The organism is Enterococcus sp. DIV1421a, assembly GCF_051711025.1.
Classification (GTDB): Bacteria; Bacillota; Bacilli; order Lactobacillales; family Enterococcaceae; genus Enterococcus_B; species Enterococcus_B hirae.
On sequence record NZ_JBIOLU010000001.1, the window covers coordinates 2,731,407 to 2,748,717 of the forward strand.

The 17,311-nt window shown below is 36.1% G+C and carries 15 protein-coding genes; 6 read left to right on the forward strand and 9 right to left on the reverse strand.

The features are described 5' to 3' along the window. Window position 1 precedes the first annotated feature (1 nt). Both radA and IGK21_RS12400 read right to left on the reverse strand, forming a co-directional pair. Window positions 2–1,372, reverse strand: coding sequence for a DNA repair protein RadA (radA, locus tag IGK21_RS12395; RefSeq protein WP_010720638.1), 1,371 nt, complete (start codon window positions 1,370–1,372; stop codon window positions 2–4). 51 nt (window positions 1,373–1,423) lie between these two features. Further along, window positions 1,424–1,954: a dUTP diphosphatase gene (locus tag IGK21_RS12400; RefSeq protein WP_010720639.1), complete on the reverse strand. Its 531-nt coding sequence runs from the start codon at window positions 1,952–1,954 to the stop codon at window positions 1,424–1,426. A gap of 201 nt (window positions 1,955–2,155) precedes the next feature. Between IGK21_RS12400 and proB the strand changes: the two genes are divergently transcribed. The 3 genes from proB to IGK21_RS12415 all read left to right on the forward strand — a co-directional run bounded on the left by proB (window position 2,156) and on the right by IGK21_RS12415 (window position 4,651). After that, window positions 2,156–2,962, forward strand: coding sequence for a glutamate 5-kinase (gene proB, locus IGK21_RS12405; RefSeq protein WP_010720640.1), 807 nt, complete (start codon window positions 2,156–2,158; stop codon window positions 2,960–2,962). After that, window positions 2,959–4,203, forward strand: a complete 1,245-nt coding sequence (locus IGK21_RS12410) for a glutamate-5-semialdehyde dehydrogenase (RefSeq protein ID WP_034700060.1) — start codon at window positions 2,959–2,961, stop codon at window positions 4,201–4,203. The genes proB and IGK21_RS12410 overlap by 4 nt, the downstream gene beginning before the upstream one ends. Window positions 4,204–4,306: 103 nt before the next feature. After that, complete coding sequence (locus tag IGK21_RS12415; protein ID WP_010720642.1) at window positions 4,307–4,651, forward strand: hypothetical protein; 345 nt, start codon at window positions 4,307–4,309, stop codon at window positions 4,649–4,651. An 88-nt stretch (window positions 4,652–4,739) separates the two neighbouring features. Here the strand turns inward: IGK21_RS12415 and IGK21_RS12420 are convergent, their stop codons facing one another. Together IGK21_RS12420 and IGK21_RS12425 are read right to left on the reverse strand one after the other, a co-directional pair. After that, window positions 4,740–5,057: a hypothetical protein gene (locus IGK21_RS12420; RefSeq protein ID WP_010737260.1), complete on the reverse strand. Its 318-nt coding sequence runs from the start codon at window positions 5,055–5,057 to the stop codon at window positions 4,740–4,742. Between the two features lie 261 nt (window positions 5,058–5,318). Next, complete coding sequence (locus IGK21_RS12425; RefSeq protein ID WP_034700062.1) at window positions 5,319–6,533, reverse strand: MFS transporter; 1,215 nt, start codon at window positions 6,531–6,533, stop codon at window positions 5,319–5,321. A gap of 112 nt (window positions 6,534–6,645) precedes the next feature. Here IGK21_RS12425 and IGK21_RS12430 point away from each other — a divergent pair, with 112 nt between their 5' ends. Beyond that, window positions 6,646–7,161, forward strand: a complete 516-nt coding sequence (locus IGK21_RS12430; protein WP_010720645.1) for a PadR family transcriptional regulator — start codon at window positions 6,646–6,648, stop codon at window positions 7,159–7,161. A 153-nt stretch (window positions 7,162–7,314) separates the two neighbouring features. Here the strand turns inward: IGK21_RS12430 and IGK21_RS12435 are convergent, their stop codons facing one another. Further along, window positions 7,315–7,755, reverse strand: a complete 441-nt coding sequence (locus tag IGK21_RS12435) for a DUF2798 domain-containing protein (RefSeq protein ID WP_010720646.1) — start codon at window positions 7,753–7,755, stop codon at window positions 7,315–7,317. Between the two features lie 444 nt (window positions 7,756–8,199). Next, window positions 8,200–9,048: an SDR family oxidoreductase gene (locus IGK21_RS12440; RefSeq protein WP_034700065.1), complete on the reverse strand. Its 849-nt coding sequence runs from the start codon at window positions 9,046–9,048 to the stop codon at window positions 8,200–8,202. Between the two features lie 127 nt (window positions 9,049–9,175). On the opposite strand from IGK21_RS12440, the gene IGK21_RS12445 reads away from it, so the two are divergent. Continuing rightward, window positions 9,176–9,643: an Rrf2 family transcriptional regulator gene (locus IGK21_RS12445; RefSeq protein WP_010737255.1), complete on the forward strand. Its 468-nt coding sequence runs from the start codon at window positions 9,176–9,178 to the stop codon at window positions 9,641–9,643. 156 nt (window positions 9,644–9,799) lie between these two features. Further along, entirely contained in the window at window positions 9,800–11,032 is a 1,233-nt protein-coding gene (locus IGK21_RS12450; protein ID WP_034700067.1) for an SWIM zinc finger family protein, read from the forward strand. 347 nt (window positions 11,033–11,379) lie between these two features. Here IGK21_RS12450 and essC read toward each other — a convergent pair whose 3' ends face one another. From essC to IGK21_RS12465, 3 genes are all read right to left on the reverse strand, one after another. Further along, window positions 11,380–15,693 (reverse strand): type VII secretion protein EssC, encoded by a 4,314-nt coding sequence (essC, locus tag IGK21_RS12455; protein ID WP_438719439.1) that lies wholly within the window; start codon window positions 15,691–15,693, stop codon window positions 11,380–11,382. 70 nt (window positions 15,694–15,763) lie between these two features. Further along, window positions 15,764–16,936 (reverse strand): type VII secretion protein EssB, encoded by a 1,173-nt coding sequence (essB, locus tag IGK21_RS12460; RefSeq protein ID WP_034700076.1) that lies wholly within the window; start codon window positions 16,934–16,936, stop codon window positions 15,764–15,766. Then, a complete protein-coding gene (locus tag IGK21_RS12465; RefSeq protein WP_010720653.1) occupies window positions 16,937–17,212 on the reverse strand; it encodes an EsaB/YukD family protein in 276 nt (91 codons plus the stop codon). It abuts the gene before it with no gap. Window positions 17,213–17,311 lie beyond the last annotated feature (99 nt).

The following is a 17,311-nucleotide window of genomic DNA, read 5'->3' on the forward strand; positions in this document are numbered from 1 at the left end:
TTTAACGAAAGACACGTTTTAACGTTTCCGCCAAGGTAGCGACACCTACGACTTCAATGCCAGTCGGAGGATTCCACCCTCCTAGATTGTTCTTTGGCAAATAAACTTTTGTGAAACCCAGCTTTTGTACTTCTTTGACACGCTGTTCAATATGACTGACACGGCGAATTTCGCCCGTCAACCCGATTTCGCCAATAAAACATTCTGTCGGTTGTGTCCCTTTTTCTTTGTAACTGGAAGCAATACTCACAGCAATCGCTAAATCAATGGCTGGTTCATTTAATTTTACCCCACCTGCTGCTTTTAAGTAAGCATCTTGATTCTGCAACAGTAAGCCTGCTCGTTTTTCGAGAACTGCCATGATCAATGATACTCGGTTAAAATCTAAGCCAGTAGTGGTTCGTTTAGCATTTCCATACATTGTTGGTGTTACCAGTGCTTGGATTTCCACTAAAATTGGGCGGGTACCTTCCATCGCCACAACAATCGCTGAGCCTGTTGCTCCTTCTAATCGTTCTTCCAAAAAGATTTGGGAAGGATTCGCAACTTCTTCTAATCCATGTTCATGCATTTCAAATATACCAATTTCATTTGTTGAACCAAATCGATTCTTTACTGCTCTCAAAATACGAAAACTATGATGCTGTTCTCCTTCAAAATACAAAACAGTATCAACCATATGTTCAAGCATACGTGGACCCGCAATCGATCCTTCTTTCGTTACATGTCCTACGATAAAAATCGCAATCCCATTTGTTTTCGCTATTTTCAACAACTCAGCAGTCGTTTCTCTCACTTGACTGACACTCCCTGCTACACTCGTAATATCAGGTTGTGTCATCGTTTGAATCGAATCAATGATCACATAATCTGGTGAAATCTGTTCGATGGCACGGCTAATTTCATTCATATCAGTTTCAGCATACAAGTAAAATTCTGTATTGATTGAGCCCAAACGCTCGGCACGTAATTTAATTTGTTCTGCACTTTCTTCTCCAGAAACATATAATACTTTCCCGCCGATATCAGCTAATTGTTGGGATACTTGTAAAAGTAATGTGGATTTGCCGATGCCTGGATCGCCACCAATCAAAATCATTGACCCCGGAACTACGCCCCCACCCAAAACTCGATTCAATTCATCTAATTTTGTTTTGACTCGTGGTTCCTTTTTAGGAATCACTTCTGCAATTTTCGTTGGTTTGGCTTTTTCTCCAGTCAAACTTGTTCGTGTTCTACGGTCAGTCGTATCTTGCTCGATTTCCTCGACCATCGTGTTCCATTTCCCGCAATTTGGGCAACGCCCTAAGAATTTAGGCGAAACATAGCCACAATTTTGGCAAACAAACTGGACTTTCGCTTTTTTTGCCATTGTCCCGCCTCCTTTAAATAATTATTTTTGAATTAAATAAACCTTGAGTAGTTATACATCTGATGAACCAAAGCCACCTTTACGGGCCTGTTCTGTTTGGTCTTGATCTGCTTTTAAGAATGGTAAGAAAATTCCTTGTCCAATTCGCTCACCTTTTTTGATGACAACATCCTTCAAACCAAAATTAGTAAATTGGAACATGATATGCCCTTCATTTGCATCATTATTATAGTAATCACTATCAATGACACCTACTCCGTTACTTAAAACTAAAAAACGCTTCAACGGATTACTTGAACGATTGGCTAATTGTAAAAATTCATCTTCTCCCATATAGGCTTTGATCCCAGTAGGAACAAGAACTGGTTTTAATTTTTTCTCGTCGACTGTTGTTTCTTCATTTTTCAATACCTCTGAAAGAGCTGTTATCCCTTGTTTTAATCCAGCTTTCCAAATACTTGGAATAACAATATCTTCTGCCGCCTCAAAATCATATCCAGCAGCATGATGAGTTGCTCGTTGAGGTAATTGTATCTTTTGTTGTGCATATGTTGAAATAACTTCAAATCCTCTTTTTCTCACCGAATTTCCTCCCAAAATAGACTATATTTATTTTACCATATTCATGATACCAAAAGGACGACTTAAAAAATTCTTCATTAATTTATGTTAAGATGAATAAAATACTGCTGTCATAAAAAAATAAATTTTATACATGACTTTATGGTGTAAAACAAGTAGAATAGAACGAAATCAAAACGTGTATTTAGTTAGAGGTGTCACATGCGAAAAGAAGTTACAAAAGCCAAACGAATTGTTATTAAAGTGGGAACGAGTACTTTAATCTATCCCAATGGAAACATCAACCTCGCTGCGATTGATCAGCTTGCCTTTGTCTTGTCTGATCTTCGGAATCAAGGGAAAGAAGTCGTATTAGTTTCATCCGGCGCTGTTGGTGTCGGGATGCACAAAATGAATCAAGCTACACGCCCCACAACGATCCCGGAACAACAAGCAATCGCTGCGATCGGGCAGGCAGAATTGATGAACATTTATAATCAACGTTTCAGTGTTTACAATCAGCAAACAGCTCAGATCCTCGTTACTCGGGATGTGATCGATTTTCCTCAAAGTCGAGTCAATGTAATCAACACACTTGAACAGTTATTAGCAATGGGAACCATCCCGATCGTTAATGAAAATGATACTGTAGCAGTCGATGAACTTGAACATACAACGAAATTTGGTGATAATGATCAACTATCTGCGATCGTTACAAAATTGATCACAGCAGATTTATTAATTGTTTTATCTGATATTGACGGATTTTATTCCGCCGATCCTTCAAAAAATCCAGATGCAAAGATGTATCAAACCGTTTCGGTCATTGACGAGTGTTTAATGGCACAAGCGGGTGGTGCTGGCAGCACCTTTGGAACAGGAGGAATGTCTAGTAAGTTACAAGCAGCATTACGTATTTTTGAAGCCAACAGTACAATGATCCTGGCAAACGGAAAAAATCCTACCATTATTTTCGATCTTTTAGCCGGTAAAGAACTTGGAACCTTATTTAAGGAGGAACACGTATGACTGATTTAAATCAACTTGGAAAAAATGCAAAACAAAGCGCCCAAACTCTTGCCTTGATGAGCACAGAACAGAAAAATGACCTTCTCAAACAGATGGCATTGATGCTCAAAAAAAATCAAGGAGCGATACTTGAAGCCAATCAGAAAGATTTAGAGCAAGCAACCGAAAATCAGATGAGCGAAACGATGCTTGACCGCTTACGATTAACGCCTGAGCGTATCCATGATATGGCTGAAGAAATCAGTAAAATCGCTTCATTAGAGGATCCAATTGGAAAAGTAGAACAAATGTGGAAGAATGCTGATGGGTTACTGATTGGAAAAAAACGTGTCCCACTTGGTGTCATCGGAATCATTTATGAATCTAGACCGAATGTGACGACTGATGCAGCCAGCTTGGCTTTTAAATCAGGAAATGCCGTTATTCTTAGAGGCGGAAAGGAAGCTTTCTTTTCCAATCAATTATTAGTGAAGCTTCTGCAACAAACGTTAACTGATGCTGGCCTGTCTCCTTACGCTGTTCAATTTGTGGACGATACATCTCATGAAACGGCTGCTGAATTAATGAAATTAACAGAGTACTTAGATGTGTTGATTCCTCGAGGCGGCGCAAATTTGATCAGAAGAGTGAAGGAACAAGCCACAGTCCCAATCATTGAGACTGGCACTGGTAACAATCATATTTATATCGATAAAGATGCTCAGTTGACCATGGCAACGAATATCATCGTCAATGCAAAAGCTTCTCGTCCATCTGTTTGTAATGCTGCAGAAACATTGTTGATCCATTCAGAGATCGCCCCTTTCTTTTTACCTGTTATTGAAAAAGCATTAGTAGAACATGGGGTTTCTCTACGTGCAGATACGCGTGCCATGGAATATTTAGAAACTGCAACCCTTGCAGAAAAAGCTGATTGGGATACGGAATATCTAGACTATATTCTGGCTGTGAAAGTCGTTGATTCTTTAGATGAAGCGATCGACCATATCAATCGCCATAATACAAAACATTCTGAAGCCATCGTTACGGATAGTTACCAAGCAAGCCAACGTTTCTTGAACGAAGTGGACGCCGCTGCGGTTTATGTGAATGCCTCAACTCGTTTTACTGACGGAGCTGTTTTTGGTTTTGGTGCTGAAATCGGTATTTCTACTCAGAAATTACATGCTCGAGGTCCGATGGGATTGAATGAACTGACCTCTACGAAATATATCATTTACGGCGAAGGTCAAATCCGCTAAAATGTTTCACACGAAACATTTTAGTCTTCACAATAAAAATATGACAAAATTTTTCTTTATTTTTTGATTCTTGAAAAGTTTTTTAGTTAGAAAGGTTACTTTTATGTTCGAAATTTTCACGATATTTTTAGTATACTTGATTTCTTTAAACATCGCTGCCTTTATAGGAGTGATGATTTTAGCCACTTTTTTCCAAATAAAAAAAAGAAATTTTAATCCCACTCAGGAAAAATGGCAAGTTTATCTTCAAAAAATTGGTCCTAAAGGCATTGTTCAAAGGCTACATGTTAGTTATATGCTCGCTTTAGGCATTTTAGCTGTGATCAATTACAATCTAGCGTTCCACCATTCGATTGCTTATACGATCACTTTATTGATTGCCGGGATTTTCCATTTGTCTTTCAAATATCAATTAAACAAAAATAACTTACCCAAGCGCTTTAACTAGAATGCCTCATAACTACAATGATTGAAATAAGCTATTATCGACTAAAAGAAACGCATTTAGCGTAACTTTAAGTCGATAATAGCTTATTTTAGCCAAGATGATCTTCATTATCGTTAGAAAAAATAGCAAACCCATCGAATGTCTCACCATCATAATATCTTAACAATTCTTCTGTCGACAGATTCATTGTTTTTTCTTTTTCTATTTCCATATCTGTAAGTAGTTGTTCACGATAGGCTTGATACATACTCGCTAGTTTCTGGTGCATGATTTTTCGAGATTCTCCTGTCGCATTGATTACAGGCAGCTCTTTTAGATAACCACCATAAACGGGTCGATCATCCACCAACTCGATGGGAAGTTCAACCAACGTGATACCTACTTCTTTGAAATATTCTTCAATCATCGCTTTTCCTCACTTTTTACTGGCTGTGTCTTATTCTCATCATAACATGATTTATGACAAAAACAGTGTATTCATTGACCTTTTTCGTTGAAACACATGTTAAAAATAAATCCTCTCACGATACCAGTTACCAGAACTGTAGATCGAACGTCACAAATAACAGAAAAAAAACCTTGAAACACAGTATGTGAAATTCAAGGTTTTATTGATTCATCATTAACTATTTTTTCGGTTTTTATTCTTTCTTTCAAAACCTCATTTTTATTGATCTTCATCTGTTACAAAATAATTTTGATGATGAATAATACAAAAGACACTAATTACGACAATGATCGCAGCAAAATAAAAAGCATAACTTTCACCTAGTTTTTCGCCAATGATCCCTGCAATAAATGGCGCTAATGCCCCACCAAAGAAACGAACAAAGCTATAACTTGAAGAAGCCACATTTCTTGGTAAACCTGGTATCTCCATAGCAATCGTTGTCAATAATGTATTGATGATCCCTTGGAAAAAACCTGAAAGTACAATGCTGATTGGCACTAAAATTTGGATAGTTGAACCGGCACCTAGTAACGCCAAACAAATAATAAAGAAAACAAACGCTGCTAAAATCGTTCGGTAAGTAGTGAATTTTTGTTCTAGTACTGGTGCGACAAAAATCGAAGCAATTGCTAATAAAACGCCCCAACCAAAGAAAACAAAACCGACCTCTAACTCACTATACCCCACTAATAAGAATGGTGCATAGGCAAGTAACGTAAAGAAACCAAAATTATATAATAAGGCAATCAGACCAACGGAACGCAATTTGTGATTACTTAATGCCTTGACCCCTTCCCAAAAACCAACCTTTCTTTGTGGTTTTCCTGCCTCTGGAAGAAGGATCGCCAATGCTAAAAAGCCAATAAACATCAACGTAGCTACCCCATAAAAAGGATACCGCCACGAGCCACTTCCTAGTATGCCGCCAACTAATGGTCCAACAGCCATCCCACAGCCTAGTGCTGCTTCATACATCATAATAGCTTTTTCAGTGTTCCCCACTAAAATACTTACAATAGTCGCAAGTGCTGTTGAAACAAATAAAGCATTCCCTACACCCCAACCAGCACGCAATCCGATCAATGTACCAATATCATTGGACAATCCACCTAAGCCAGCAAATACAACAATAATGACCAAACCTGCCATCAATGTTTTTTTCAAACCAATTCGACTCGATAAAAAACCTGTAAACAACATCACTACTCCCGTTACCAACATGTAGCTCGTAAATAATAATGTCGTTTGGGCAGGTGTTGCATCTAATTGAGCAGCAATCGTTTTTAAAATAGGATCTACTAAGCCGACTCCCATAAATGCAAACATACAAGTCGCAGCGACTACTAACGCTGAATTCTTTCCTTTACTTTGTTCCTGTCCTTTCTCTGTTAGTTCTTCTTTGATTTCTATTTGATTCTCCAAATTCCCCATTCCTTTCTCTATCTAGCATCATACATGATTTATTTTACATGTCAATATGCACATGTAAAAACAAAAATAAAAAATATGCTATAATAAGAGAAAATCAGTCAGGAGGTATCGTATGAATACTTTAGCCTATATCTTATTATGCGTTCTTTTGTCTAAACCTCGTTCCGGTTATGAACTAAAACAATTAATCACCATTTTCTGGGAAGCTCACCACAGTCAGATTTACACGACACTGGCTAAATTAGACCAGAAAGGTTATATTTCTGTCCTGGAAATCGAAGAACATTCGCAGAAAAAAATTTATACCCTCACCAATGAAGGAAAAGCGATCGTAGAAGAATGGATCAAAGAAGAGACCCCTGCTCCTACTCAAAAAGATGAATTTTTAGCCAAACTGTACGCTTTTTCTACCTTAGATAAAACAACAGCGACGGGTCTTTTATTTACAAGAGAACAACAATTAAACAAAATCATGCAAAAAAACCAAGCAAAACTAGCAGATCTTTCAGTAAATAAAAAAGAAGAATTTGGACGCTATGTCGTTATTCAACGAAGAATTTTACTTTGCCAGCAAGAACTACAATGGTGTACACAGGTTCGTGAAATGATGCAAACATTTTTTGATTAATTGTTCTTAAAAAAAAGAGCATGTGACTGAAGTAGCTCATTCAAAAAATAAACGAAACTTCCTAATAAGCGTATACGCAATTTTAGGCAAGTTCTTTTATCTCTTGATGCTATACAAGTCGCATCCTCTTTTTTTATAATCTAAAAGATCTTTTTAGTTTTGGATCGTGCTTAATACCAATCGAGAGATAGGACCTACGATTAGTAATTGCAAAGGCAATGCAACAATCACATTCATTTTCCATGCGGTAAGGTACGCTGAAAGTAATTGGTCAGGTATTCCCTGCTCAATCACAACACCAAACAACGACATACAGGTAACCATTCCTAAGACCATCAGACAAGAAATCGTTACGATCATTTGAAATTTACTTTCTGAATTTACTGGCAACTTGAAAGCTATTTTTTTCGCAATCACACCAACAATAAAGACATCTAGAATAAAAGCCACGATGAATCCTGGAACTAAACCAATCAATAGATTTGAAAAATATAAATCCCCATGAAGCCAGAGATTATACACACTCATTCCTAAGACCATGAGAAAACACATTAGTGATGTAAAAATAATTCCTTCTTTTTTGTTTGTAGGCAACTATACCACTCCTTTAAATTTGTCACGAAAAGTATCGTAGCATATTTCTCATTTTCTCGTAAGTGTTTTTTTTATTACATTCAAAAAAGTCAATCTTCTACTTATCACTTAAATGCAAAAAAAGAGCCTGATTCCAGACTCTTTAAATAGGTGTGAAAACGAATAAACAGTGTTCAACCAGCTACTCTTTGAAATAAGTCCGAATTTTTCAAAACCAAAAAACTGGTTCCAAAAAATCTTTCTTATGGTTATCAGAGCTAAACGATGCTTCACGACCTTTTGTTCACGGTTTTCACTGACTAAACTTTCAGCAATAAACTCAATAAGAAACAGTAAGCAGGTAAGTGTCAACCGTAAAAACCTTATTTTTATACTTCTTGTCACTTGCGAGAATTTACCCTTGTTTCATAAAATTAATAACGTTGTCTCAACCGCTTTTTACAACTATTGATTCAACAGTTCTTCTAGTCCATCTTTTAAAGAGACAAGTGGATGTCCCAAAGCTTGTTCAAAATCTTTTGAGGAAACATCGAGTTGATTATTCTTGATATCTTTTTGAATAGCTGCAAACATTTGTGCAGCAGATTCAGGATAACCAGCCTCCTCTAAATTTTTGATGAACTCATGGTCATTGGTAGCTACAATATCAATAGGTTTGCCTGTCACTTTTTTTAATTCTTTAGCTAGTTCTTCATACGTAATCGGTTTACCCGATAATTCAAGAACTTCTGGAAAGTTCAAGTTCGCTAGTGCTTTTGCTGCAACTTCGGCATATTCTCGTTTTAATGCCCAGCCAGTTTTACCTTCACCTGCTGAATAAATAAAGCGCCCATTCTTTAAGGCAAGTTCAATGAGTGGCCATTCATTTTCTAAGTACCAATTATTACGTAAAAAAGTATGTGCGATTCCAGAATCAGCAATTACTTTCTCTGTAAACTGATGATCTGGCGCTAGAATACTGGTCGAGTGATCGGCATCAGCAAAACTAGTATAAGCAATGTAAGAAACACCAGTTGCTTTTGCGGCCTTCACAACATTTTCATGCTCAGCTTGCCGATTACCAGGTGCACCAGACACAAACAACAAGCGATCAATTCCCTGTAAGGCATTTTTCATAGAAGAATAATCAGCATAATCTCCGAAACGGACATTCCAACCCTTTTCTTCAAGTGTTTTTCCCTTTTCTTCATTCCGCGCCAACACATAGATATTTTCCTGAGGAACGAGCTGTTTTAAGTACTCCATAGCATAGTTACCAAAACCACCAGTTGCTCCAGTAATGAGATAATTCATTCTAACCACTCCTTTTTTCACATTGATAAATTTTTTAAATAAAACCTGTACATTTTTAAGTTACACCATTATCTTAAAGAGTATGTTAAAATAAGTCAAGAATAAACGTCGAAAGGAATGGGATAGTATGAAATATTCTTTACAATTGAGCGATGCGATCCACATCTTAGCCTACATAGCAATTTTTCAAGATAGCGATATGTTATCTAGTGAGATGATTGCGAAAAGTATTGAAACCAGTGCAGCTAATGTCCGTAAAATCATGAGCCGACTAAAAAAAGCGAATTTGATTATTACGCAAGTCGGAAAAGCTGCACCTTCTTTAGCTCGTTCTCCTGAAAAAATTTCACTTTTAGATATTTATAAAAGTATTGAAGGAAATACTAATCTCATTCAAGTGGATCCGAAAACAAACCCAAATTGTATCGTTGGTGCGAATATTCAAGAAACATTGACGGCAAGCTATACCCAACTCCAAGCAAAAGTAGAGGAAGAAATGTCACATATCACGTTAGACTCTTTGCTACACAAAATTGCTGTATTAGAAATTGAAAAACGCCCTCACAATCACGAAAGAATAAAAAAATTTCTTTAAACAACAATTGGTAATTATTTTACTATAAAAAATATACCTAAAAATAGCCATTTATATTAAAATTAAATAACTTACGTATCAACAAAAAAATACTGTTTTTCATTCATTTATCCGTTAAACTTATTAAGTAAGAATTAATATAAAGGAGGAGATTAGGTGAACAACTGGAAAGAATATTTTTTAGAAACTACAATAGATTTAGGATACTCCTATTTTATTGGGGAACAGGTAAAAAACTTTAAGGTTAAGCAAAAACAGATTACTGCCAACATTACTAGTAATGAAAACTATCATGCAATCATTGACCTCGTTGACCACTTTTATTTAGAAAAAATGGTTTGTAGCTGCCCCTGCTTATCGAACGATCATTGTCCCCATTTAGTAGCCGTTTTATTCGAATACAATAAATACTTACAAAAGAAAGATGCAAATAACAGCGCATATTTGGTTTCCTACGCGGAAGATTCACAAATCCGTCCTTTTTTAAAGATGATTTTAAAGGAAAATGACCACTTAGCAAAACGTTTTCAACAATATATTTATTCAGATGCTTCTTTTGATATCAATAAATATCAAGCATACTATGAGAAACAATCTGCTTCCTCGTTGAAGAAAGAACCCGCAGACAAAAAAAGAGGATTGAAAAAAAAGAAACAAATTTTATCTGTTAAACAAATGGAGTACTTAAACTATTCCAAGCAAAAAATTCAACATACTATCCAAGAAAACTGGCACTCCCCTACTATCAGGACACAATATGTTAATTACTTACTTAAAAACAGAATATACAAAGAAGCAGAAAAAGTATTACAGGAGAGTCTGCTTTTGGATCGTCAATCTCCTGATCTCGTTCAACTTCATCGTTATTCTCTAAAAAAACTCTATTATAAATTAGGAAAAAAAGAAGCATACATAAATCAAGTTTTTAAGTTATTGATTGAGAATGATGCATTAGATATGAATCTAGTTCACCAATTGAAAAAAACTTGTTCAAAAGACGAATGGATATCGTTGCGAAACCGTTTGTTCCAAGAATTACATAATCATCAAGACATTGGCTTACTTTATTCACAGGAAAAATGCTATGATCTATTATTGAATCGTGTGTTAGAGACCTCTGGAATCAAAGAAGCTAATCGTTATTTCAATATTTTAAAAAAACAGACTCCCGAAGCACTATTACAGAAATATGAATATGAATTGCGGAAAATAGCCCACACTATGACTACTCGGAATCATTATCATAAACTGGTGAGATATATTGAAGAAATGGCTACTTTACCAAACAGCATGATCTCGGTTCAATTGTTGATCAAAGAATTAAAAGAAAAATACCCGCGAAAAAAAGCAATGATCCAAGAATTAAAATTACTCGAAAAAAAAATGTAACTATTTATTATGCCAACGTTATTTACGAGTGATCCTGAGTTTTTTGCCAAAGACAGAAAAAAATGCTTTAAACTTCAATAATAAGAAGAAGTTTTCAAAAAAATTACCGTTAAGAGTCTGGGACAAAAAAGGACTTCCCAGACTCTTTTAGGTGTAAAAATGAATAAATGGTGAGCATACCTTCTTGCCAAATAGACATTCCAGAATTAATTCCTCGAAATCGCATGAATTTTCGAACACTTGAGAAGCTATTACAAAAAATTCTTCCTTCTGTTGTTGGAGCTAACCCTTGCACCCGTGCCCTCTTGTTCGGGTACATTATTTTTAGTGCGGTATCATTTTTACCCTCACTCTTCTTCGACAGGAACTACTATGATTTCCAACTTTCCATCCTTTAAACTGTAAAAACTATTTTTATTATTTGGGTTATTTTCTCTTGTAAATGTAAAATCATCAACAAATCCTTGAGTTTGGAGACTCCCATCAAAAAGGATCTGAGAAACATTTTCTTTTACTATTTGAGTCATTCCACCATAAAAATTGCCAGTTTTCGCTAACAGATCAATAAAAATGAATTGAAAACACGAATTTCCTCTATTTAATAACTTGCCCACTTCTCCCGAGAGTAACTCCATTTCTTCCACGAAATCAGCCAGTCCATTAAGAACTACGATTTTTCTCGTTTTTGGCGTGAACCACAGTTCATCCCAGAAATGAGTAAATTTCTCACTTCGTTTTGCGACATCATGCAAGCTAAAATACGAAGTCACTTCGTTTTTTATTTGCTCCAATGTTCCAGAAACATCGATTAAAATAACATTTTCTTCCACATCCATCATTTGTGACAGCCACCATGAAAACATCCTCTGCAATTGTACATTGGAAGTAAAAAATAAACCTAGCTGCTTTCCAAGAAAAAATGCAAATGATTCCACCTCAACTGTTTGCTTATTCAAACCTAGATACACCAAGTCTTTTTCTTTATTGCGCACAAACTGACTGAAAATTTTTGGCGTTAACCGTTCGGGCACCATCAGGATTTTTTCAGGACGTTTTCCTACCCAGTCTTGATCTATATTTGTTATTTCTTCTGCCATTTTTTCGAATATTTCTGATTCATTTCGACCATTAGTGGGTAAATAAAATTGTAATATCGTTGGTCGATCAAGCATCACTTGACCTCTTCCTTTAATAGGTAACGCAACAATCGCTTCTCTTCCCAGCACTTGTTTGATTTCACTTTCATCATGTAAATACATAAATAGCTTTGTTGCAAATTGACTCATCATATTTAGGCGAATACTCCCGACACGATTGGCAGATAGAATAAGATAAATCCCTAAACTTGCACCATCTCTTAGTAAATGCACGATTGTTTCATCGATGGAATCTTTTCGTTTATCCTCTATCCCCAAACTCTCGTAGCTATCTAATATAATAAAAATGATCGGTAGTTGGATGCTCGTTTTTTCTTGGTATTGGTAGAGATTTGTGGCACCCTTTTCTTTAAACAGTTGTTTTCTCTCCGCCAATGATCGATTGATTCTCACAAACATTTTTTGTCTTTTTTCTTCTTCTTCTAAAGTGACGATGTCAACGACATGTGGCAACTTCTTCAACGGTAAAAGGCCATTAGTACCAAAATCAACTAGATGAAACCATACTTGATTCGGAGTATTTTGTCTTGCAAGACTTAAAACAATTGTTTGTAATAACGTAGATTTTCCATATCCAGAACTAGCGAATACAACGGTATGACTACTTTTCTCGCAATCATAGTAATAATGACTTTGCTTTTGCTCATGAGGTACATCTAACAAGCCTATGGGAACCTTTAATGTATTCCGCTCATTTCCTTTAAAGACAGGCATTACTAACCACGTTGGTAATTCTGGTAACCAAGGTTGTGATGGTTGGCTAAATGTTGATTGTTGAAAAGTTTGTACAATCAACCTTCTGACTGCCTCATATTGCGTAACTATACTGCCCGCTGCTTTCCTCGAATCTTTTTCTGTAGGAGCAAAGAGGGCTTCCTTTTGACCAAATTCATTCACAACAACGATCCGTTCATCTTCAAGAGATTGGTTTGGTGCGTAAGGTGCTTTTGTATAACCACTTTGGAACAATTCATAGACGTCATTTTCTCCTACCTTAAGATAACCCCACCCTGGACTTGATACATAAGCTGCATCTGTTGTTTGTAAAAGTTCATTTGAGTCTTGAACACTTGCCATTTTCAATGCCACTTTACTTTTACTATTCGCCTCGATTTGGTCGTTGACTACTCTAGCTGGTTTTTGGGTAGCTAAAATTAAATGGACGCCAAGTGAACGACCAATCCGCGCTACTGAAGTCAGCTCCTCCAAAAATTCTGGCACATTGACTTTTAATTCGGCAAACTCATCGGATACTAGAAAAAGATGAGGCAGCGGCTGATCAGGGTACGCAGAAACGTTCCTTTGTTTTCGTTGTTTGTATAACTGCATATACTCATTGATGTTGTTTACTTCATAGGTCGCAAGTAACCTTTGTCGCTTTTCCAGCTCCGCTTTGATACTGATCAATGCACGGGACGTACCAACTCGGTCTAAATTAGTGATCGCACCCATAAAATGTGGCAACTTACTTACTGTTTGTGCGAGGCCGCCACCTTTCCAATCAATCACTAGAATCCCTACATCTTCAGGAGAAAAATTGATGGCTAATCCCACTAAATAAGTAATCAGAAATTCTGACTTCCCTGAACCAGTCGTGCCACCAATTAAAGCATGAGGTCCATGTGCCTGTTCATGGAGATCCCAGTAGATTCCCTGATTTTTTCTCTGCCAGCCGATCAATGAACGTAATGTCTTACTTGGCTCTGCGTTCAACCAGCGCTTAGAAATCATTAACTCCTCAACAGTCTGAACTTGATATTGCTCTAATAAATTGATTTTTTCTGGCAGATTTTGATTTTCAATTTCTTCATGGAATAAGTTAGCTAAGCGAAAAATTGCTTGTTCAAGTGGATAACTAGTTGGTAAACGATTAGGTGTAAATGGTTGATTAATGTGTTGTTCTTTATGATTGATCAACATAGCAATATCTTGACTTTGATACGCTATTAACGTCGTTACAGTTTCAGGCAACTGATCGATAGATTCCTTCGCCCAAATAACTACGACACCATACCGATTTAATTCTTCCGTTAAAAACTCACTGATTTCATGCTCCCACAAGCCTTCTTCTGTGATAATTGAAAAAACATAAGTTGGTTTAAAAGCTATCTTCTGATAATCAGCATGTTGTAGTTTTTGCTTCCTTTTAGAAAGGATCTTATAAAATGCACTTAAAACCAACTCTCGATTTTTTAAATTGAATAGGAGCCCTCTTTGTTTAAGTGGAAAGGATCGCAACGTATGATGTGGTAACCAACGCCAATTTTTCCATGTTTTTTCATATTCTTTTTCTTGAAGAAGAGTGATAAACTCAACCTCTTGGTAAGAGTGCAAGACAGAAATTTGAAATAGTAAAGATTGAAGAGCTTCCTGCAAAACATTCGATGGACCGACAAGCCCCACTGACTGAGTTGCAAACGAAATCGCAATAGGTGCGTTCTTTAATTTCTGATAAGGACGAATAAAATCGGATAGAACTTCATCGTTCCATTGATCCTCATCCAAATGAGAACTAACAATTTTAAAACTGGATGGACGTTCGCCTATTCCTAAGCAAACAGTTAAAAAATCTTTATCCTTTGGTCGACGTTCATAGATTCTTGGATGACATTCCTTTGTCATTCGTGCTAATTGATCATTAGAAGGATACATGTACTGTAAAACTTCTTTTTGTCTTTGCTGTAACCTGTTTAATTCAAAAGCTTTTTTGATTCTATATTGTTGGATAGTTATTTTTTGTTCACTTTTTTTTCGTTTTATTTTCTTTTTATTTAATAAATAATTGATAGTAGAGATACTGGACGTCAATAAATTAAGTCCATACATACCTAGTATCAGAAGCAGGTTTCGATTGCTAAAAAATAGAAACATTCCGCTTAAGATAAATATACCTAAAGACGGGAGAACCAATTTAAAAAAGGATTGTTTCTCCTGAGCTGCTTCGTGTCTCGGTAATCGAACCTCCACTTGTACTTTTGGCTCTTCCAGATAGATTCTAGGGCTTCTTCTAAAAAAGGGGAAGTGCTTAGGATATTCAGGTATATAAGGGACTTCAGAAAGTACCCATGGATTTAATTGGATCGCTTGACCTAAACCGATGATCTGCCACTGCTTTTCCCGCCTTTCGATAATCCACTGATCCACTACGATCTGATCACCTACTTGGAAAGTAAATACACCTTTTGTTACAAGTTGCTGGTTATAATAAACGGGTGCTTTACTAGGATATATACTCAATTGATAGTTATTATCCTGATAATCTATCGCAATCATTGCATCTGATTCAATCATCAAAGCAGAGGTCGTTGCACATGAAATATCAATCAATTGATTCGGTGGATCGATCCACTTTCTCTGCAATGTTTCATGCTTTAATATCAGAAACCTCGGATCATCTTTGATCGAAGAGTCTGAAAAATTTATATGCTGTTTGATATAACAGATTTTTTTGCCGGCGATCACCAGCTCTTTATCATTTTGAGTAAATACTTCATGAATAAACATCTCCCCAAAATAAAAGAGATCAAAAAGGATGGAAAGACTGATATTCATCTGATTTTCGGTGCATAGTGTCTTATTTTGTGGGATTTTCAGATTTATTCTCTCCTGGCTTTTTGCTATATTGACTAATTTTTTCTTGATAGTTTTTTAGTAATTTTTGCTTTTTTTCACCACTCATTTGATCGTTCATTTTCACTGTCAGATATAACTTAGTATAGACATGCAAAAGATACTGCTCATCTCCTATATTTTGAGCGATATCCAATGCCTGTTGGAGATTATTTCTGTCAATGTAAATCCAATAAAGCAAACGATTCTCACTTGACTCTTGAGATAATTGATTTAAAATAGCTGTTTTTTCTAATGAAGTTAAATGATCTAATTGAATGACACTAACAGCCACTATATATTTGATACTTTGAGAAAACAAACTGGGGGTTACATCTGCTAAAGCCGTTAAAACACCTGCATAATCCTTGGCTATATATTTTGCTTGTGCATCCACGCTCCGTTCTATCTGTGGTAATTGATAAAACGCATAATTTCCTGTTAATAAAGCAAAAAGGATGGTTAACAAGCTGAATAAAAGGCTACCCCATTTAAAAATAAAGTAATTTTTCCTACTGACCACACGTAATTCTGTCGCTCGAATCTCCTTTTGTGTTTCGATTTGGTCGCTAATAATCTGATTGATTTCTGTTACATTTTTTGCTCCATGGAGCAATTTCGACAAGTCATCTGTTAATCCTTCACTTCCTCCATTTAAACTCTCATAACTCAAATTAGGATATAAGATAGCCAACACCAGTGCCCGATATTGCTTCAGAAAATCATTTTCAGTGACCGTATATGGAGCGATAACTTGCATAAACCCTCGATGTGCAAGAAAAATCTCTTCTCCAAACAGAAACAAATTATCGGGATGAAACAATGGTTGGATCGGTCCATTCATAAAATCACACAATTGATTGACTTTTTGGGCAAGCAATAATCGTTGGTAAAAATCTAATTTAATCAAAACCTGTGAGAAACACTTCATTTGATTTGTTTTTTTGTATTGAATGATTAATTTTTCTGTAGATAAATGGCTAACGTCACCTGCCAGTAAATTTCTTTTAGGTTTTAAAAAAAATGTATATTGTTCGATCTGATCCAGCGCATATTGATTCGCTTGTAGCTGAATTTCCACTCGTTCATCGGTTATTTTAATACCTTCTTTTTTAAATACATCCTTTTCGCTCTTCAATTACTTGTTGTCACCACCATTAAGGATACGTGGCTTGATTAACAGTTGGTCACCATGACTAATTGGATAATCTGATAAAAGAAATTCTTCATTCAATCGTATTGATTTATTTGTCACTTCTAAATCGAACGCAGCCGGTAGCACGATCGAAGAAACCTGAAGTGCGTTCACAAATAATTCCTTTAAGCGCCTAATGGTTATTTCCCTAGGTATTTGCAAGTCGATCGTTTGCTGTTCGATTTGCAAACAAATATCAATGACTATTCCCTGTTTCATTGAGTTACCCCTTTTTTCATGTATGGCTTATTTTTTACATTTAAAGTCAAGGAATCAAAACAAAAACCAAATGAAAATAGCTAAAAAACAACTGACATT

What these genes read in the sequence shown, in the direction of transcription:
- essC (WP_438719439.1), bottom strand. Translation starts at nt 15,693, where the DNA reads ATGTTTATTCATGAAGTATTTACTCAAAATGATAAAGAGCTGGTGATC.
- IGK21_RS12415 (WP_010720642.1), top strand. Translation starts at nt 4,307, where the DNA reads ATGTTCGAAATTTTCACGATATTTTTAGTATACTTGATTTCTTTAAAC.
- IGK21_RS12465 (WP_010720653.1), bottom strand. Translation starts at nt 17,212, where the DNA reads ATGAAACAGGGAATAGTCATTGATATTTGTTTGCAAATCGAACAGCAA.
- proB (WP_010720640.1), top strand. Translation starts at nt 2,156, where the DNA reads ATGCGAAAAGAAGTTACAAAAGCCAAACGAATTGTTATTAAAGTGGGA.
- radA (WP_010720638.1), bottom strand. Translation starts at nt 1,372, where the DNA reads ATGGCAAAAAAAGCGAAAGTCCAGTTTGTTTGCCAAAATTGTGGCTAT.
- IGK21_RS12425 (WP_034700062.1), bottom strand. Translation starts at nt 6,533, where the DNA reads ATGGGGAATTTGGAGAATCAAATAGAAATCAAAGAAGAACTAACAGAG.
- IGK21_RS12420 (WP_010737260.1), bottom strand. Translation starts at nt 5,057, where the DNA reads ATGATTGAAGAATATTTCAAAGAAGTAGGTATCACGTTGGTTGAACTT.
- IGK21_RS12445 (WP_010737255.1), top strand. Translation starts at nt 9,176, where the DNA reads ATGAAATATTCTTTACAATTGAGCGATGCGATCCACATCTTAGCCTAC.
- IGK21_RS12410 (WP_034700060.1), top strand. Translation starts at nt 2,959, where the DNA reads ATGACTGATTTAAATCAACTTGGAAAAAATGCAAAACAAAGCGCCCAA.
- IGK21_RS12440 (WP_034700065.1), bottom strand. Translation starts at nt 9,048, where the DNA reads ATGAATTATCTCATTACTGGAGCAACTGGTGGTTTTGGTAACTATGCT.
- IGK21_RS12430 (WP_010720645.1), top strand. Translation starts at nt 6,646, where the DNA reads ATGAATACTTTAGCCTATATCTTATTATGCGTTCTTTTGTCTAAACCT.